This is a genomic window from Natrinema hispanicum, from assembly GCF_900111485.1.
Taxonomy (GTDB): Archaea; Halobacteriota; Halobacteria; order Halobacteriales; family Natrialbaceae; genus Natrinema; species Natrinema hispanicum_A.
Genome location: NZ_FOIC01000027.1, coordinates 1 through 17,667, shown reverse-complemented (window position 1 = coordinate 17,667; position 17,667 = coordinate 1). Strand labels below are relative to the sequence as shown.

General features: G+C 53.3%; 15 protein-coding genes. 10 read left to right on the top strand and 5 right to left on the bottom strand.

The window, feature by feature from the left end; translation table 11 throughout:
- The first annotated feature begins 474 nt into the window (after positions 1–474).
- A complete protein-coding gene (locus BSG09_RS16380) occupies positions 475–1,452 on the top strand; it encodes a transcription initiation factor IIB (protein WP_092935009.1) in 978 nt (325 codons plus the stop codon).
- Positions 1,453–1,512: 60 nt separating this feature from the next.
- On the opposite strand, the gene BSG09_RS16375 is transcribed toward BSG09_RS16380, so the two are convergent.
- Entirely contained in the window at positions 1,513–2,067 is a 555-nt protein-coding gene (locus BSG09_RS16375; protein ID WP_092935007.1) for a hypothetical protein, read from the bottom strand.
- A 511-nt stretch (positions 2,068–2,578) separates the two neighbouring features.
- Here BSG09_RS16375 and BSG09_RS16370 point away from each other — a divergent pair.
- The gene (locus BSG09_RS16370; protein ID WP_092935005.1) at positions 2,579–3,478 is read left to right on the top strand and encodes a coiled-coil domain-containing protein; all 900 of its coding nucleotides are present in this window, start codon (positions 2,579–2,581) and stop codon (positions 3,476–3,478) included.
- A 552-nt stretch (positions 3,479–4,030) separates the two neighbouring features.
- Here BSG09_RS16370 and BSG09_RS16365 read toward each other — a convergent pair.
- From BSG09_RS16365 to BSG09_RS16350, 4 genes are all read right to left on the bottom strand, one after another.
- Positions 4,031–4,300 (bottom strand): HalOD1 output domain-containing protein, encoded by a 270-nt coding sequence (locus BSG09_RS16365; RefSeq protein ID WP_092935003.1) that lies wholly within the window; start codon positions 4,298–4,300, stop codon positions 4,031–4,033.
- A 1,329-nt stretch (positions 4,301–5,629) separates the two neighbouring features.
- Positions 5,630–6,004 (bottom strand): hypothetical protein, encoded by a 375-nt coding sequence (locus tag BSG09_RS16355; RefSeq protein ID WP_092935029.1) that lies wholly within the window; start codon positions 6,002–6,004, stop codon positions 5,630–5,632.
- Positions 6,005–6,128: 124 nt separating this feature from the next.
- The gene (locus BSG09_RS20330) at positions 6,129–6,536 is read right to left on the bottom strand and encodes a hypothetical protein (protein WP_130501975.1); all 408 of its coding nucleotides are present in this window, start codon (positions 6,534–6,536) and stop codon (positions 6,129–6,131) included.
- A gap of 707 nt (positions 6,537–7,243) precedes the next feature.
- A complete protein-coding gene (locus BSG09_RS16350) occupies positions 7,244–7,471 on the bottom strand; it encodes a DeoR family transcriptional regulator (RefSeq protein WP_008015403.1) in 228 nt (75 codons plus the stop codon).
- 145 nt (positions 7,472–7,616) lie between these two features.
- On the opposite strand from BSG09_RS16350, the gene BSG09_RS16345 reads away from it, so the two are divergent.
- The 8 genes from BSG09_RS16345 to BSG09_RS21150 form a co-directional block, all read left to right on the top strand.
- Positions 7,617–7,871, top strand: a complete 255-nt coding sequence (locus BSG09_RS16345; RefSeq protein WP_092934999.1) for a HalOD1 output domain-containing protein — start codon at positions 7,617–7,619, stop codon at positions 7,869–7,871.
- 719 nt (positions 7,872–8,590) lie between these two features.
- Complete coding sequence (locus BSG09_RS16340) at positions 8,591–9,046, top strand: pilin (protein WP_223174833.1); 456 nt, start codon at positions 8,591–8,593, stop codon at positions 9,044–9,046.
- Positions 9,047–9,082: 36 nt separating this feature from the next.
- The gene (locus BSG09_RS16335; RefSeq protein ID WP_092934994.1) at positions 9,083–10,843 is read left to right on the top strand and encodes a hypothetical protein; all 1,761 of its coding nucleotides are present in this window, start codon (positions 9,083–9,085) and stop codon (positions 10,841–10,843) included.
- Between the two features lie 62 nt (positions 10,844–10,905).
- Positions 10,906–11,709 (top strand): hypothetical protein, encoded by an 804-nt coding sequence (locus BSG09_RS16330; RefSeq protein ID WP_254799196.1) that lies wholly within the window; start codon positions 10,906–10,908, stop codon positions 11,707–11,709.
- On the top strand, positions 11,710–12,918 hold the full coding sequence (locus tag BSG09_RS16325; protein WP_092934990.1) for a hypothetical protein: 1,209 nt from the start codon (positions 11,710–11,712) through the stop codon (positions 12,916–12,918). It begins immediately after the preceding gene.
- Positions 12,919–12,923: 5 nt separating this feature from the next.
- Positions 12,924–16,247 carry a VirB4 family type IV secretion system protein gene (locus BSG09_RS16320; RefSeq protein WP_092934988.1) on the top strand — a complete coding sequence of 1,108 codons (3,324 nt, stop codon included), beginning with the start codon at positions 12,924–12,926 and terminating at the stop codon, positions 16,245–16,247.
- The gene (locus tag BSG09_RS16315; protein WP_092934986.1) at positions 16,240–17,388 is read left to right on the top strand and encodes a hypothetical protein; all 1,149 of its coding nucleotides are present in this window, start codon (positions 16,240–16,242) and stop codon (positions 17,386–17,388) included. The genes BSG09_RS16320 and BSG09_RS16315 overlap by 8 nt, the downstream gene beginning before the upstream one ends.
- Positions 17,378–17,667 (top strand): hypothetical protein (locus BSG09_RS21150; protein ID WP_139246248.1); only part of this gene is annotated, 290 nt, incomplete at its 3' end. The genes BSG09_RS16315 and BSG09_RS21150, both read left to right, overlap by 11 nt.

Here is a 17,667-nt window from a genome sequence, read left to right as displayed (position 1 = left end):
CAGCGTGTCATAGAATACAACTCACACCCTCTACCTGACGATTATACAGCTCTCAATTTGCGTATGAGCCTGTAGTTTCGCCATTCACCCGATTTGTTCAATACATATGCAGTGAATAATAGCTGTTGAGAACCATTGTATGACACGCTCCTTTAGCTAAACCTCAATCCTCAGCTGTGTAGCGGTAGCGGGCCTCTCTTGGAGTATCGATCGTTGTTGATGTCTTTTTGAGCGTCGTCGATCAGTCACTCCAGCAACGGTGGCTCTCTCACTCGAAAACAACAGGGTTTCTTCGGGTCGCCTACCGATCTTACGACTCCTCGTTCGGTTCCACCTCTTGATGTCAGAGTGAGTTGACTGATGCCTACAGAGACGATTTCCAGATGACGTTGAGACGGATGGTTAGTTGAATGAGTCTGAGTATGGGTCAAAATCATTATTGGTGTTCCAGACAAGTAGTCAGAATGTCCATTCATGGTGCGGCCAATGCAGCAGCGCGAACGCGACCAGATGTCGGTAACGGAAGCCGACGAACATGAAAATGAAAATGAGAGTGAAGAGCAGACGTGTCCTGAATGCGATTCAGGCGCTCTCGTTGCTAGCAACGATAGTAACGAAATTATTTGTGAGGAGTGCGGTCTCGTTATCGAAGAACAAAATATCGACCACGGTCCAGAATGGCGCGCGTTTAATCATGCCGAACGGCAGAACAAAAGCCGGGTTGGTGCACCTACAACCCAAACGATGCACGACAAAGGGTTGACCACCCAGATTGACTGGAAAAATAAGGACGCACACGGAAGATCGATCTCCTCAAAGAAGCGGAATCAGTTGCATCGACTGCGCAAGTGGCAAGAACGGATTCGAACCAAGGATGCAGGTGAACGAAACCTCCAGTTTGCGCTTTCGGAAATTGATCGCATGGCGTCGGCACTCGGTGTCCCCCGTTCTGTTCGAGAGGTTGCCTCCGTAATCTACCGACAAGCGCTCAGCAATGACTTGATTCGTGGACGGTCTATCGAGGGCGTCGCCACGAGCTGCCTCTACGCTGGCTGTCGTCAAGAGGGGATCCCGCGGAGTCTTGAAGAAGTGACTGAGGTCTCTCGCGTTGGGAAGAAAGAAATCGGGCGCACATATCGCTATATCGCCAAGGAACTCTCCCTCGAGATGAAACCAGCCGACCCCAAAGAGTACGTCCCACGATTTTGTTCTGACCTCGAGGTGAGTGAAGAAGTGAAGATGAAGGCGATCGAAATTATCGATGAGTCTGCTGAACAGGGTTTGCTTTCAGGGAAGTCGCCAACGGGATTTGCGGCAGCAGCCATTTATGCGGCATCACTCCTCTGTAACGAGAAAAAGACCCAAAGGGAAGTTGCTGAGGTTGCGCAGGTGACTGAGGTTACCATTCGGAATCGGTATCAAGAACAGATCGAAGCGATGGGTCTCAACTGACACTGAGGCTGAGGAAGAAATACACCACTGCTACGAAACGACTGACTGCTGCCAGACCGGCTACTCGTTGGCCGCGAGCTCGTCGAGAACACGGTCACCGAACGCAAGCACGAGTACTGCGCCGACCAGGTCGAAGACAATGTCCAAGAACGTGTCTTTCCGGCCGTACGTGACGAGTATCGGCTCGAGATCCAGGCGTTTCGCCGTTGCGTGAATAGCATACTCGATGGTTTCCCAGACAAGCCCGAAACTAATGACGGCGGCAACGACTCGTGGGCCAGGATCGCGCCCCTTCCTGCGACTGACCACATAGACGATTCCGGCCAGAATCGACGAGGAATGTGCGTGTGTAAGGTGATCCCACCACCAGACGTCGTCATAGGGACCGAGCATGCCGACAGCATGAGTAACCATCGCGGTGTTCACGTAGGCTCGCTGCCACGGCTGGAGTTTAACACCATACGCACGCGTGACGACCGTGGGAAGGTATGTGCCGAGCGCTGCGACGACGGCATTGACAACCGCGCCTGGATCCCGACGACGGAGTCCGACGAGGAACACCGTGAGTAACGTATATCTTGTCTCACGGCCCACTCCCTGTTCAGCTGTCGACATTTTCTGTATATAATAGACTGACTACGCGGACCACATAGCAATATCGTCCTGAATACGGACCCAGACATCTCGGACAGTCCCAGCTGGTACTCGTCCATCGTTCTCAGTGACAGTCATAGACTCTCGATGCATGCTGACGACGCTCTAGAACTGATTTCATCACGGTTGATACGTGGGCCTGCTTGCGATTACTGCAGTCCGATACTGAGGAAAAGCCGCCAGTGAGGACTCCTAGTTTTAAGTGACATCCATGACTATCAGTGAGGCAAGAAGATAGGAGAATATACCCACCGCTCATCGATGTGGGTCGCAGGAGAAGGGGGCGTCAATTCGCCCCCAGAGTTGGCTACTCAATCCTGCGACCCGGATCGACATAAAAGTTTGCCTCTCGAGGAGCCATGGCTCTGTCCAGCACGGTGTCTCGTCTCCTTTGAGAGTCGTCTCTCTCCCCAGTAGCATCGCGACTCGACCAACAACCAGCAGCACACGACCACGACCACAACGACCCTCCATGACAATTGGAAAAGATCCGGACGCAGTTGACGCAGAAACGCCCACTAATCACGACGTTGCCGCCGCTCTTGGCTTCGACAGCGTCGATACGCACACCAGCACTGATCCAACGGCCGACGACGGTGATGATGAACTCCCGAGTCGCGTAGAGATGTGGGCCATCATCCAAGAACTGGTGCAGACGATCGACTGCCTCGAGGAGCGTGTCGACGAACTCCAGCAAGAACAGAATCGCGCTGATCGCAACCGAAAGGAGATCGCCAGTCAACTCCACGAGATCACCGAGTCGGTTGCCGAAACCGACGAGACGGCTGACCAAGCAAAGGAAATCGCGAAGACTGCAAACGCGAACGCTGAGCAGGCCAAATCAATCGCCGAGACCGGTGAGACTGCGTTCGACCGCGAGGATCCAGAGGAACTGCCCGGCGGCATCGAACCCTCGAGCAGTCCATTGGATTTCCTTGCGAACTGCCGCCAGCACCGTGTCAAAAAACATCTCGTCGACCAGGGGACACCGCGGAAGAACCGATTCCGGGCACTCCTTGTGATGAAGCGCTGGGACGAGTTCGCAACCAAGCGTACGAACGGGAGCGGCATTTTCTGGACGCGAGACGATGTTCGGGATGCGCTTACTGCAATCCTTGGAAAGCGTCCCCACGCACAGACACTCAAGCGCGTGTGGAACGAGATGATCGCGATCGGAAGTTCGGACATCGATGTCACTGAACGGCGTGTCTCTGCGAAACAGACGCCAAAAGAGATCATTGCGATGGATATCGAGACTGCCGAGGGACTGTTTGAGTCTCGTTATCACCACCTCGAGTTGCTTGACTCGGATGGACAGGTCACTGGTGGTGTCACACCCGTTGTGACCCAGAACGACAGGGCAAAGGTGTGAGAAAGCGGTTGAACCCATCCCGAGAGGGAGCATCTCTCTAACGAGCACACCGAACGGATCTGGTCGTCGTCGTGGTCCGACGACGTCGTCGCTACCAATAGCTGCAGGTGTAAGAGAAGACCCTCCCTTTCAGAGACTGTGTTTGTTCCTCTAACGCTCGTTCTGGAGTTTCGGCTTTGGGCCCACTCACAACGGGTGTGATCATGACCGATTAGTTATGATCTGCACGATCGCTCTTTCACAGGAGAGGATCGTCGTGAGATCGACATGGTGAGATCCTGTCCAATAGAACGCCATGAATCACTGGGTAATATTGTGGTAATTAAGAAAGTCTGATATGACTTCAATCAAAACGGCGACTTGGGCGTGGGGAGAGTCAGGGGACAACCGTCCTCACGCTCAGTCAGAGGTACATCTCAGACACACGGTCCGTGTCGAATACTCGTCTCCGCACGAGTCGTCTGGGACAGACAGTACAACGTGGAGGGTGGGAGTGGCGTTCGGTAACTCCGGTGGCACCCTGTCCGGGAAGTGATTTCTGGTCAGAGTGTGTTACTCAACGAGTTCTGACTGTTCTTTGACTGTGAGTTCTGGATCGTTACCGAATTCTACAACAACTGTGTAGCCATTGTATTGGAACTCGACTCGGCCAGATCGATCCGTCCCGGTCTGGAACCCCGACGCAAAGAGATCGTCGAGTGCATCTGGGTCAACCGAATCGTACAATGGAGGCAGCTTCAGTGGGTCTGTCTGTTCTCTCTTAGCAACACAATCCACTATCTTCGAAGAAATATTATCTTCATTCCTAGGATTCTTTTTCATAGTAGTAGGTAGATCTCGAGAGCACAAATATATGTTGCCAAATATGCTAATTTCTGTACTCTTATTAGGAATTATTATAAGCTATGGCTAGACTACTTGTGTTTCGAGAGTAGCGTTGTGAGCTGTGTTTGAGCAGCGCTGCTTCTGCCGAAGTATCGCACAACAGTAGCAGAATTTCCAATCTGAAATTCCAAGAGATAGAGATCGATCTGCGCTCTTAATTTGTGCTCGAGCTTGGACCTCTCCCAGGAAGAGTAGTGTCGGTGATGGGGGTGGGGGAGGTAGTGCCTCCGTGAATCACTGTGGGAGGCAACTGATTGTTATTGGCGATCACTATTAATGATTCCTCTTCTGGTCATTTAGACAATAGATTCATACGATACCTATCCTAAAGACACGGATGGGGAGGACAGTGTGGCTCCAAACGGCTTCCTACAGGGAATGCAATCGTTTCGAGACACATCGCTCCTCGCCGCAACTGGGATTGCTCCACCACTACTTGGTGCCATCGTAATCTCAGATCACTCTCCAGTGACACACCATCTGGTTCATGAGTGCGCTGGCGTCGGCCTCTGGCCGGCGTTTCTACAAGATGCTAAAGTTTATATTCGAAGCCACAGCCGACAGCGATGATGGCACTGACTGATTGACAAGATGGTCTCCTAGTCGCAGTCGAATTGGCCGAGTTCTCAATTCACTACGAACAAGCTGATCCCGAACTCGCCGAATACGCTTAGCAGCTGGCCGTCGATCGTCTCCTCAAGCATGCTGTTGAGTCTGCCGCAATTGTCGACGTCGTTGAGGGTGGTTGGAGGTTCAGAAGACAGCAGGTGGAGCAGTATCCATTTCATACTGATCCGAGGCAAATATTCACTCGCCTTGGTACAGTTGGGGGAGGGCGTCATACAACAATTCTCACACCTCATTCTCGTCCCCTTTGTTCGCTTAATATAGGTAAAGAACTGTTTGATTCTCAGTTAAACAGGAGGGTGTTTGATTATTGTGTAGTAGGTGGTTTATTTCTAGATGTAACAGCGAGGTACATTATAATAGCCACTGCTTCGACAAGGAGAACAGGTAGAATACTACCCACGATAAACACAGCAACGATACTCAGGATAAAGATGCTACCGGCTAAAACAAGCGGCGAGCGGCGGTTTTGAGTTGAAGCCTCACGATACACGAAGCGTGCAATGAACGCTTGGATGACAAGGTAGATGGGGGTACCAATTCCGAATCCAGGCATACAGCGAATACCTTATCGAGGAGACATATGTTTTCGGGTTATCGTTCAGTTTGCATACGTAGTTACCGGTCAGTACGGATACTCTAGTCAACGAATGATGAGAACGTTATCGATTCATCATTGACGGTGATGTGAAGTCCTTCTGCATCGCTCTCTCCATCAGACCATTCATACGTGTTCTCTAGGCCGTCTTCTGTACTAAGGATTACCTCGACTTGGGAGCCACTAACAACTTCCTCGTACTCCTCAGTGCTATCAACATCAATAGTGGCTGTTTCGTCAAGCAATAGCTCCTCGTTGGAGAGTTGAGTGACCTGAATATGTACGGTTACTGTATTTGATGCCTCATTTGAAATAGTGATATCTGTTGTCCCACTAGCATTTACGCCTAAACACCCAGACAGACCGAGTACTGCAAGCGAGAAACTACTAATGAAATCTCGCCTATTAGGTGTCATCATCTATATGTTTGCCTATGTTAGTAAGTGTTTTTGGGAGCTACACTCAATCGGAGCGTGTCATAGAATCGGTCACAGGCCTATTCGACTCCGTAGTGTGCGGTCAGTACAGGTCTTTCAATCGCTATTCAGATTGATACTGCCGTAACTCTCTAAAAAGAAGGAGTGCGCTGATCCCACTGATTATGAGAAGGATGAGTTGAGATGCCGAGCTGGGTGCTTGAGACCCAGCCATCTTAAAAGGGACTCCAGTCATGAAAGCGAGGACGAACAATTTTGTTCTAACAGATGCTAATTCTGATTTAGTAATATGAATATATGAAGATGAATCTTGTTTACTTTTTGCAAACTCATCTCTTTTCAGCGTATAATATGGGAGAACTAAGAAGCCACCAAGAGGAACAAGAATGGCTAGATCATATCGTTGAAATTCATCAAGATCAAATTGGCGCATATCTACATATACAATCCCAGAAAGCAGAAATTGGACAAAAATCGTAGCTATTAATACAAGTTCTGCTGTACCATCCATTTATCGAATGAGTTGATATTCAGACTGCATAAGTTTTCTTAACGATTGTTCAACCCGAGAAGTTCGCACATCTACTTACCGGCTGATTCAGCCAAAGGGAGATGAAACAAACTCTCTGCGGATCTTTCTATGACACGCTCTCAATCGGTGTATTCGCAGACCTACTGATCAGCCAATTCACTACCAATAGTTCTGGAATCTGCCACCTTGCGAGCTATTCTATGACGCCCTCACAGTTGGGGAACAAATTGATACTTCTATGGGGCATATGACGGGTTGGCGCGGACAAGGTGGGTCAACCTACACCCCTGTATCGTTGACCCTTCCTCGATCACAAGTCAGGGAACACTTGTCCACGCCGGCCGAGATCGGTACGTTCCACAAGATCCACAACTGGTTTCGTCCTCCGATCTCTGGTTTCGAGTGCCATCCGGCCTTCGAGAACCTCATGCTGGCCTTTGGCCGGCTTTTCTGTGAACTCGAGAGTGTATAGCTACTCACTCTCGATATGAAATGTCTTGAGAACTATTGTCTAGTTCAGTGCCTCTTCGGCAGATGTTCCGCTATCGAACGTTTGACTCGGTCGATCGTAGCTATGGTGGTGTCTAAACCGTCACAGTCAGCGGCGAGAGTTGGTTGAATTGACGTGTAAGAAGAGTAAAACAGTTGATCTTCGTTGAGGGAGTTTAAAATCACTTTTTGGCGGATTAGTCGCGCGGTAGCCACCAGACGAAGCGCTTGCCGACATCTTTCTGGTTCAACCGACCTTGTTGATGGAGTTGTTTCAGACGTCGCCGGGCAGTCTGCAAGTGATAGTCAAAATGGTCGGCGACCTCTTTGGTAGTCACAACTTCCTCTTCTTTCACATACTCGAGTAATTCATCGTCTGAAACCTGCTTCGTGAACGGACCACTTCTTCCACCGTCGTCTACCATATAGGAACAATCCTACATGGCTGCTACCCACTCTTATACAGATTTTATGCCTTCAAAAATAACGTCTTCAAAGTACGTGCTACAACATACATTCTAGAGCTACATTTTATGTTCATCGAACACGAAACTCATAGTGAGAGAATAGATGGTGGTTACAACCCAATACGATCCACATTCAGAGCAGACGATAGTATCCAGAATCGTTGAAACTGTATCTAATCTTGCAGAGCAAGAGGTAGAAGAACTCCCGCCCTTGTACGATTCAATAGATCCCGAAGCAGTTGAACGCCTGTTCAGACAGAGTGAGACTCAGGAACTCAAGCTGATCTTCCAATATTGTGGCTACACGATCAGGGTCAATGCAACCGGAACTATTGCGGTAGAAGCATCTCACCAGTGAGGATAGACGCTGTCAGAGAATTCATAGGGCCGTCCAGAGCCTTGCTTACAGCCTTCTATGGTGCATTGACCGTAAGGTGATTTGAGCACTTATCGAAAACACCTTGTTGAATAAATCAATATTCATTGATGGGATATGGAAGATACGCCAGTCATTCAGTTAGTAACTCTCTGGTTTGTTGTCCTTATTTACATACAAACGGGTTCTGGAGGTAGTGGCGCAGTTAATATGATTCTAGGTGCAGTTGCTATCCTTCTTGTGTATATTCTCCCACTTACTTTGATCATTTTTACTGTTCTGCGACTGGTTGACAACTAATTTAGCTGCATTCATTGTATATGGCTCTTCGTAAGTGGTTCTCCTTTCGAGAAGACAGCGGCGTCTCGAGCCGGATAAATACTATTAGTAAGGGCCATGGGAAATTTTATATAGGATGGCTAATAAGAGTTCTATGCTAATAGGATCCCAAAACAATAAAGAAGGGGTCGCATTCCTATGGACACTATCATCCCACAAATCGACGCAGTACCACGCCTTTCGCACATCGGACCAACTGCGGCCTCCATTAGATCGCAAGACGCACTGGGCGAACAGTTGCCCTCCGCTGAGACTGTCTTTCGTCGTCTTGGAATAGAGTTCAATGACTGGATCGGAGCGAGCCACTATGGGTGTGAGCTTCGAGGTGCTGTTCGAATCACTGCGGACAGATATCTGTACCAATGAACACGGATACATCACATCAGTCGACAGAATCATCGCCGGAATGCCCTGATTCGGTGACTAGGATCCGACAAGCGTGGAGACGAGTCGTGCCAGTAGCAATCACGCTTGCTGTGTGGCTGGCCTTCTTCGCCCTCGCTTCTGGATCAGTAGCTGCCCAGTCAAATGTGGGTGATGTCTACTGTGGTACCGGTGTCGAGACTGGCATTGGCATCGTCTTCGGTGCTGTTGCTGGTCTCGGTCTTCCTGCAACGGGATTCTACGTCGGTCGAGCTGGCCTCTCGTACATGCGTGCCGGTGGAAACCCTGAGAAGAAGAATCAGGCCAAAGAGAAACTCGTGATGTCGTGTGTCGGGTTTGTGATCATCGTCCTTGCGCTGATCTCACCCGAACTGATTGACAAGGTTGGCAGTCAGATGGGATTCGGCTTCTCAGATTGTGTCCGACCATTCTGACCCACCAGAGCAGAGCTTGCGGTTGCCTGAAGCTCAATGACCACACCACGTGCAATCAACGCCGCCCTCATGCTTCTCATCGCGAGCGGAGGCGCTGTGTTCTTGGCTGTCGGTGTTGCTGTTGCCCAGCCGAATCCGAGTTCGGATACAGCGATTCCTGCTGATGGGCCCGATTACGGTGTGAACGAGACACGGTTCCCACTGTTGTGGTCGGACGACCTCGATCAGCAAAACCGCTCGAGTGACGAGTTCGAAGAGACGGTTTCCTCTGCACCGGAGTTTGCGACCCGGCTTGCAGGGTCGACAGATGTCCCGTTCGAGAAGCCAATCGACGATGTCGAGAGGTGGAACAGCGGTGATCTCCAGGACTTTGACCCTGGTGGCGAAAAAACCTCTATCCATCCCAAAAGAGCACATCTTGAGAATGGGCTCTACATCCGGGATGCGTACACGAGCATCGCTGCAGTCCAGCCGTCGACGGTGCTGCACTCGGGGAACACCTCGACGCAGTACATCACGCCAGACGGCGAGGTCCTTGCGATAGCCGATTACCGGGTCCGTGTCCCAGACGATGACACAAGCGGCTCGGTCCGCCATCACTGGTCGATTGCTGACACTGCTGTCGACACGGTTGTCCTACAGACAGATAGTTGGGTGCTTGACGCTGATCGTGGCCATCGCTCCACGCTCGAGTATCAGGGACTGTCGGGAGCGCAGAATTTGACCGTTGAAGCGACAGTTACCGCTCGCCTTCGGCATGAAACCCGGACGTGCACTGATTACAATAGCACGATCGGATCCTGTGAGGGCTCGTGGGAGACAGAGGTCGACTATCCAACCGAACAGGTAACAACGACTGACTCCCGCCACGCAGTTGTCGCACAGATCAACGACAGAGGCGGGAAGCGCGTTACGTTCGAAAACGATCCAACACACACTGGTGTCGTCATCCACCCTGGAACTCGGTGGGCTGCAATCGATGTTGGCAGTGATGCGCGCTTGCGTGGAAACTGGCGGTTTTATTCGGCGGGAGTCGACGGCTGGCGGACGATGGTGTCTCGGACGGAAACAGAGACGACTCGGACGAACTCGTCCGTTCGTCCGGCACAACTCCACGCCATCCCCACGCAGAAACGGCCGGATATGCCGAGCAAGGCAACAGAGGATGCCGAACCGCCGTTAGTGATCGAAGAAGCGTGGGGGAGCAAACACGCTGGCCCGTCCCTCTCGAGTGCAATCGCCATTCCGACGGTTGACAACTATACGAATGCGACATCGATCGCCGTCCGATCGGAGACGCTTCCAGCAGCCACCTTCGACGAGGTAACCGTCCACGGGATCGTTCGTGGCCAGTCAGAGACGATTTCGGTCACCGACAACGGAACCGTTCGTGACACCACTCTCGAGTTGACGGTTCTCGAGACAAACTCGTCGGGGACGCTCGTTCAAGCAACCGTCACGGAGACGACGACCGGCAACCCAGTTACAACTGGGCAAGTCGAAATCGGCAGCCAATCGGCTGCGCTGAACGCGAGCGGAATGGCCGTCTTCGAACTCGAGAAGCAGCCGTCGTCGCTCATCGATGGCCAGTACGTTCCCGCAGACTGGTGGCGTGCAGACCAGCTGTACTCCGCAGCGGAGGATCGGGCGACGGTTCCCCCGAACTACCCCACGTTCCAGAAGCTTGTCCAGCTGTTCCTCGTGACGCTGCTCTGGTTCCTCCCGGTTGCGCTGGCTGTCTACGGCTTTGACTACCTGACTGGCGGTGCGGTCCTTGGACTACGAGACAATCCATGACAGAAAATACCAATCGAGACGACGGTGGTATCGCTCGCCGAGCAGTCCTTGCCAGCCTTGGTGTGAGTACCGCCGCCCTTGCCGGCTGTACGTCGGGGACGTCCACAGACCCATCGAACACCAGTAACAGTACGGATGGCGGCGGGATTAGTGCAGAAGGGAGTGACGTCTTCACCTCTATCGAGATGGGTGACACAACCCTCGAGATCGAGGTTGCCGATGATGCGTCAGTTGAGCTCATCAACCTCATCGATCCGAACGGCGAGTTGTTCGACCAACAGCGTCTCGCGAGCGGTGAGACCACGACATCATTCGAAATACTCGGTCGCTATGAGGACAGTGTGCCCACTGGGGACTACGAATTGGTTGCTCTCGATGGAGACGAGCAGGTTGATACGACGACACTCACACTCGAGGCGGAGTGTACGATCACGGACGTGCTGTGGGCAGCCGAGAATCCCGACATGGAGTGGGACAAGAATTCGCCTGACTGGGATGAGTACGCAGCAGTCGTTATTGAGAATACAGGCACGATTCCTTCGTTACTTACTGAACTTCGGTGGAGGAGTTCACCAGTTGCCCGACTACTGTCGAAGGAATCGCAGTCATACTACCACGAGGCACACTTGCCGCCGGGAAAGACTACAGTCTACTCTAAGGGATCTGTCTATGCGACAGATGGTGCGGTGCACTCGCTAGACTGTGATGAACTCGGTACGGAACCGATGACTGTCACAGCCCATGTCCAAGTCGGATCAAATCCCTCGTACACTCAGGAAATCAAGTATGGAGATAGTCAGTCATGTGAAATCACTATCGTCGATGGTAGCACTGGCACATCCATATCTAGCGGGGGTGAGAATTAGATGGCATGGTTGCAGGAAGAAGTCGAGAATGCAATCAAGAACGTCATTGAGGATTTTACTGATGCTCTCCTCAGTCTTATCAATGATATTTATGATGCAATTCTAGGACCTATTGTCGGTGTACCAGCTCCAGTATCGGACTCTGGATATATGGTCATCGGATCCCCAGATAACGCGCCATGGGAGAGTCTGTATCAGGACGTATACCTTCCATATATTCTTCCACTTTCCATCATGATGATAGTTATCGCCTTTGCTTTCGTTGGCCTCCGGTCAGGATCGATAAGCGAATATCGGCGAAAACAGCTCCTACGACGACTTGGGCTTGTATTTATGGGTACCTTCGTCTGGTTCCCACTGGTATCGATCCCGCTGCAGTTCTTCGACGCAGTAGGTATGACGATCGCTCCAACTGATGAAATGTCGGCAGGACTCGGTGGCCTTATCCGATCCTCTCTTGGTGGGACGTTCGCCATTCTGGTAATGGTCGTCATATCGAACTTCTTTTTGGTTGTTGCAGGGTTTGTCGTCGCTTTCCGCTGGATCGCCCTCTGTGTACTCACACCGATTATGCCGCTATTGGGTGTCCTCTGGTCGATGGAGGTGTGGCCATTTAGTCCAGCGGCAAACATGGCACGTCGAGCCGCAGGAATTTATCCTGGACTAGTGCTTGCTGGGATCCCACCAGCGATCCTCTTCCGGATTGGATGGGAGGTTGGTGGTCTCGAGACTTCTGTGAAAGGGCTCTTCTCGCTGTTTATTGGATTGACGCTGATTCCTGCGGCGATTATCGCGATGATCATGACGGTCTACTGGAGTAGCCCAGCGATGCGGACGATCGCCCAGAAAGGGGCTACTGCAACGAATCCTGCAGCGGCTAAAGCTGGCGCTGCAAAGGCAAAGCGCACTTCTGGAAAAGCGGTCCGTGGTGCTCGAAACGTCCACCGTGGATACGCAGATAACCAGATTGGATCCGTCACAAAGAGCGGCCAGACGACACTCGGGAGCGGCGACTCGAGAGCATACAAGCTCGGCTCTTCGGCCCGCTCGACGAAGGATCACGCCGGCCGCTACAACAACTTGCGGAAGTCGAGGACTGGGCGGATGCGCGATAAGGCCGCTGATGACGCTCGCAACGCCACACAGAAAGCATCGACTCGAACCAAGCGTGGCCTCAAAAACACGAAAGAAAAGGTTTCGCGGTGGTGAATTCGATGAGTACGAACACCCCTGATCACGACTATACCGCGCGAAAGATCCATCAGTCGCTGGGTGGCACAACGGCCTTCTTCCGGGGCTACACGATTGGCGAGCTCATGTTGTTTCTCGCAGTGGCGTTCGTCACGGTCGTTGCAGCGACGTTCGTCCCGGCAGCACTGACGATCCCGGTGCTGGGATTCGGGCTCATGCTCGTGACGTTGCTGTTCTTGCTCCACAAGGTCAAGCCCCGATATCTGTGGCTGACTGAGTGGCTCGCTGCTCGTCTTAGCTGGGCGATCAAAAACAAGGAGTACACGCATGGTGGCGAGGACAATAGCGAGGTGCGGTATCTGACTCGCCTCCAGCGAGTGTACCCGCATGCCATCGAACGAACGGATGGCGCACTCGTTGGGGCGATGAAAGTCGAGCCCGCGAACATGGCCCTCGAGGATGATGATGCGTGGGCGAAGGCTGTCCAGTCGCTCTCGGAGTTCGCCAACTCGACTATCGACTTTCCAGTGAAGATCTACGTCACTAGCCGTGAGGTCGATGACGACGAGACCATCCGTGCACACCAGGATCGACTCGCTGACGCCGACGTTCGCTCACGTCCTGTGTTGAAACGGCTGCTTGAGGAATATGTTGGCGCGAATACGACTGACAACGGCGAAATCGACTCGGAGACGACCACGATCCGCGAGTACTACCTTATCACTGCGGTGAACGACGCGGATGTTGAACACTTCGACGCAACTGATGACAGTGTCCTCGCCTATCTTGCTGACCTTCCTGGTATTGGACGGTTCTTCGGCCGATTCCAAACTGATGACCTGACCGACGCCGAGCGAGAGCAATTCAAAGAAGAACACCTCGAGTCACGACTGACACAACTCCGCCGTGGTGGGTCGTCGCTCTATCGGTGTTCGGTCAGCCCCGTCGATGCCTACGATCTCGCTCGGATCACGAAGGAGTACTGGACGTGCCATCCCGAAGAGTACGGCAATATTACGAACGCACTTGGGACGTTCCCTGTCGTCTCGCACGGGATAAGCGACGGTGTCCCAGCAACGCCTGATCCCGATGACGTCCTCGATGCAATGGCTGAGCACGACAGTGATAGCCCGCCAGGCACGGCCTCGAGCGATCGGGAGGAGGACACTATCGACGAGGATGCTGTTGACGACTCGTCAACCGGAACTGACGATCGGTTACCAGACACGTCGACGATGCACCAGTCGGTGGTCGCACCGTCGACAGTCGACTGGGAGACGACCTACGCCGTGATCAACGACGAGACGTACGTTCGCACGTTCTGGATTGAACAATTCCCTGAGGAACCGCCAGATGGCCTTCTCGAGCGACTGTTACTCGACACGGAGTTGCAGACCGACATCAGCATCCATCTCGATCCGTTCGACAGCCAGTCGGCCCAGGATATGATGGCAGACTGGATCTCGGATTTGAAGATCAACCAGCACGACTCGAACAGTCTCAAATCCGAGGACCTCCAGGAAGACATCGATCAGGCGAAGTACATGCGGTCGCTCGTCCGTGCGAACAAAGCGTCGTTCTATCGCGGTGGGGTGTTCATTCGCCTCGCCGCTAATAATCAACAGGAGCTCGATAATCAGACGACGCGCCTGCGGTCGATCATCAAGGATGCGCCAGCGAACTGCACGCTCAAGGTCGCGAGTCGCTGGCAGGAACGTGGACTCGCGACAGTGTCGCCACTTGGCGCGAACGAACTTGGCCGTGACCGCATGTCGACGCTGACGAACCAAGCTGTCGGCGCGATGTTCCCGTTCTCGTCGAACTACCTGATGATGAACGAGGGTATCGAGTACGGCTATCATGGCCACAACGGTTCCCCAATCCGGATCAACCCGTGGGCGCTCGAGACGGGTCACAGTGAACTCGTCGTCGGGATGCCGGGCGCTGGGAAGACGTTCGGCGATATCATGCGCCACCTTCGGATGATGAAACGCCGCAACGACACCATGCTCGTTCTCGTCGATCCAGTTGGTGGCTTCCGTGGGATCGCGGATGCACTGAACGCAAAGACGATCACTGTCGGTGGCGATACGAAGCTCAACCCACTCGAGATCCGCGAGACGCCCCAGCACGTTCTTGATTCCGGTGACGGGATCTCTCCCCTTTCGGCGAAGAAAGACGAGGTCTACGCCGTCCTCGAGAACTTCCTCAACGCTCGTGATATCGAACTCGGAACCGAGACGGGCGTCCTCTCGTACGTCATCGATGAAGCCTACCGGCAAGCAGGGATCGTTGAAGACGACGTCTCGACGCACACGTCGGCGAATTCACCGACGATGCAGGACGTCCATCGGATCCTCTGTGATATCGCTGAGAACCCAGATGAGCACAACATCGCGAAATCTGACTCCGCTCGCGAGCGTGCCGCACAGTATGCAGATGAACTCGCGATTGCGTTCCAGCCGTTCCGCGAGGGTGGCTCATACGAAAACCTCTCACATCACTCCGAGATCGATATCCTCGAGGGCGACAACAAGGTCGTCTATATCGACCTCGGTCAGATCGAGGGCAGTGCCTCGGGAATCGATCGCCAGACGTTCTTGATGCAACTGCTGCTGTCGACGATCTACCAGCAAGCGAAAAACACCCAGCGAAACGTCGAACTCGCGATCGACGAAGCCCACTACCTCTTTGAGGATCAAGCGAATCTCGACTTCCTCGAGACAGCGTTCCGGCACCAACGCCATGCAGGGCTTCGGATGGTGCTGCTCTCCCAAACTGCTCAGGAATTCTATGAGACCGAGCAGGCGGAGAAAATCATCGGCATGTGCCCGATCAAGGTCCTCCACAAACTCCCCGAACTAGACGATCGGACAGCCGACAAGATCGGCTTGACCGAAGAGCAGCGACGGTACGTCAGGGGTGCCGATGCCGGGAACGAAGATCTCGGCTATAGTCAGGCACTCGTTCGCGTCGAAGAACACGGGACGTACCCGCTGCATATCGTGGCTGACGACTTCGAGAAACGGATTATCGACTACGAGCCCGAGGACCAGGCCTTCATCGAGCAGGCGATTCGTGACGAGCCAGCGGAGTTGCTCGCCTTCGAAGAGTTTGTCGAGAACGAAGCTCAGCGCAACGCGCTTGCAACGCGTCTCGATCTCAGCGCAGATGCGGCCAGTCGGCTTCTCGAGGCAGATCTCACGAAAGAAGAGGTTCTCGATGCGGTCGTCGAGCATTCCCTCGAGACAGACAGTGAGAAATCGTCTGTCCGACCTGATGGTGGGGAATCAGCTACTGCACAGGACACGACTGAAACTGAGTCTGACATCCAAGACCATGACTAGGTTCAATCAAATCAAGACAATCCTGGGTTCGTCGCCACAGTACGAGGCGACGCAACTCAACTTCGGAGAGCACGATTCGTTCGTCCAACACCAAGCGGATACGCCAGGAACGCTGCTGCGGATCCGCCCATACAAAGAGAACAACGGTATCGCGGACGGGGCCGGGGTCCTCCAGTCAGTCCACGATGTGACGACGAACTTCCGTGGGAAGAATACGAGTGACCACCACTCGTTTGAGGTCTGGTTTGATGAAGGGAAGATCAAGTTCTACATGCACGCTGCCACTGAGGCAGCAGCCGACAAGTTCAGACGGCGTGTTGGGAACAACTACGCCAACAGTGAGGTTTTCCCGGTCGAGGAGGGCTATGCGTTCCCCGTTATCGACGCTGACGAGTACGTTGCCGGCGCGTGGCTCGAGATGGAGAAGATCCCCTACTATCCGATTCGTCATCACAACAGCGAGGGCTTCGAGACGGATCCCTACGGCGAGATTACGAGCGAGATGCTCTCGCTCGATGAGAGTACCGTCGTTACGCAGGTCGTGTTTCGACCTGCGAAACAGTCGTGGACTGACGGCGACCGGTTCAAGCACAATAGCGTCGACGAACTCGCGCACGCGCTTCGCCAAGGGACATCCGTCGGCTGGCTCAATCCCCGAACGCGACCGCCAAGCGAGAAGGACAAACAGGCTGCGAAAACCATTGAACAGCAACGTGGCCAACAGGCGTTCCACGTGAACATTCGCGTGCTTGCTGCCTCGAGCGAGCAAGACGAGGCTGAGGCCCGTGCTCGTGGCGTCGCGGGGATGTTCAGGAAGTACTACAACGCGATTACTGAGCAGGGTCTCGACGACAAGCCTGTCTGGCATCGCCGAGAGAGCAAACGCGCAACGCGGCTTCGGCAGTTCGTCCAGCGGATGTGTGACCGTGAGTGGATCGACCGGCACATGATTATGACCGTCGACGAACTCGCCGGCGTCGCACATATCCCCAATGCAGAGATTGAGACGCCGAATATCGACTGGCGATATACCCGACGTGGTGACCGCGCCCCTGCCGATCTCGGCCAATACGAACAGTCCACCAGTAGCAGCGCTTCCACCGAACACAACGTTACTAACAGAGGACACGATGGTGTTTGATCGATTCTTTGACCGCGGCAAATCCGAAGAGGGTATGGAGACCGAGCCAGCGACACAAGCTACTGGTGACGGTGACTCTCCGCTCGATTCACCACCGGCTCCCCAATCCCAACTCGGCGAGACATACGATATCGATGAGCAGAAGACCAGTTCCATCGGAGGGAAGCAAGCTATCACCGAAACGGCTCAGGAGGGCACTGTTGCAGGACCATTTGTCTGCGAGATGTTCGAGGCAGGTGTCGAGACACCGTCTGCACCACTCTGGGTCGGCTACGATAA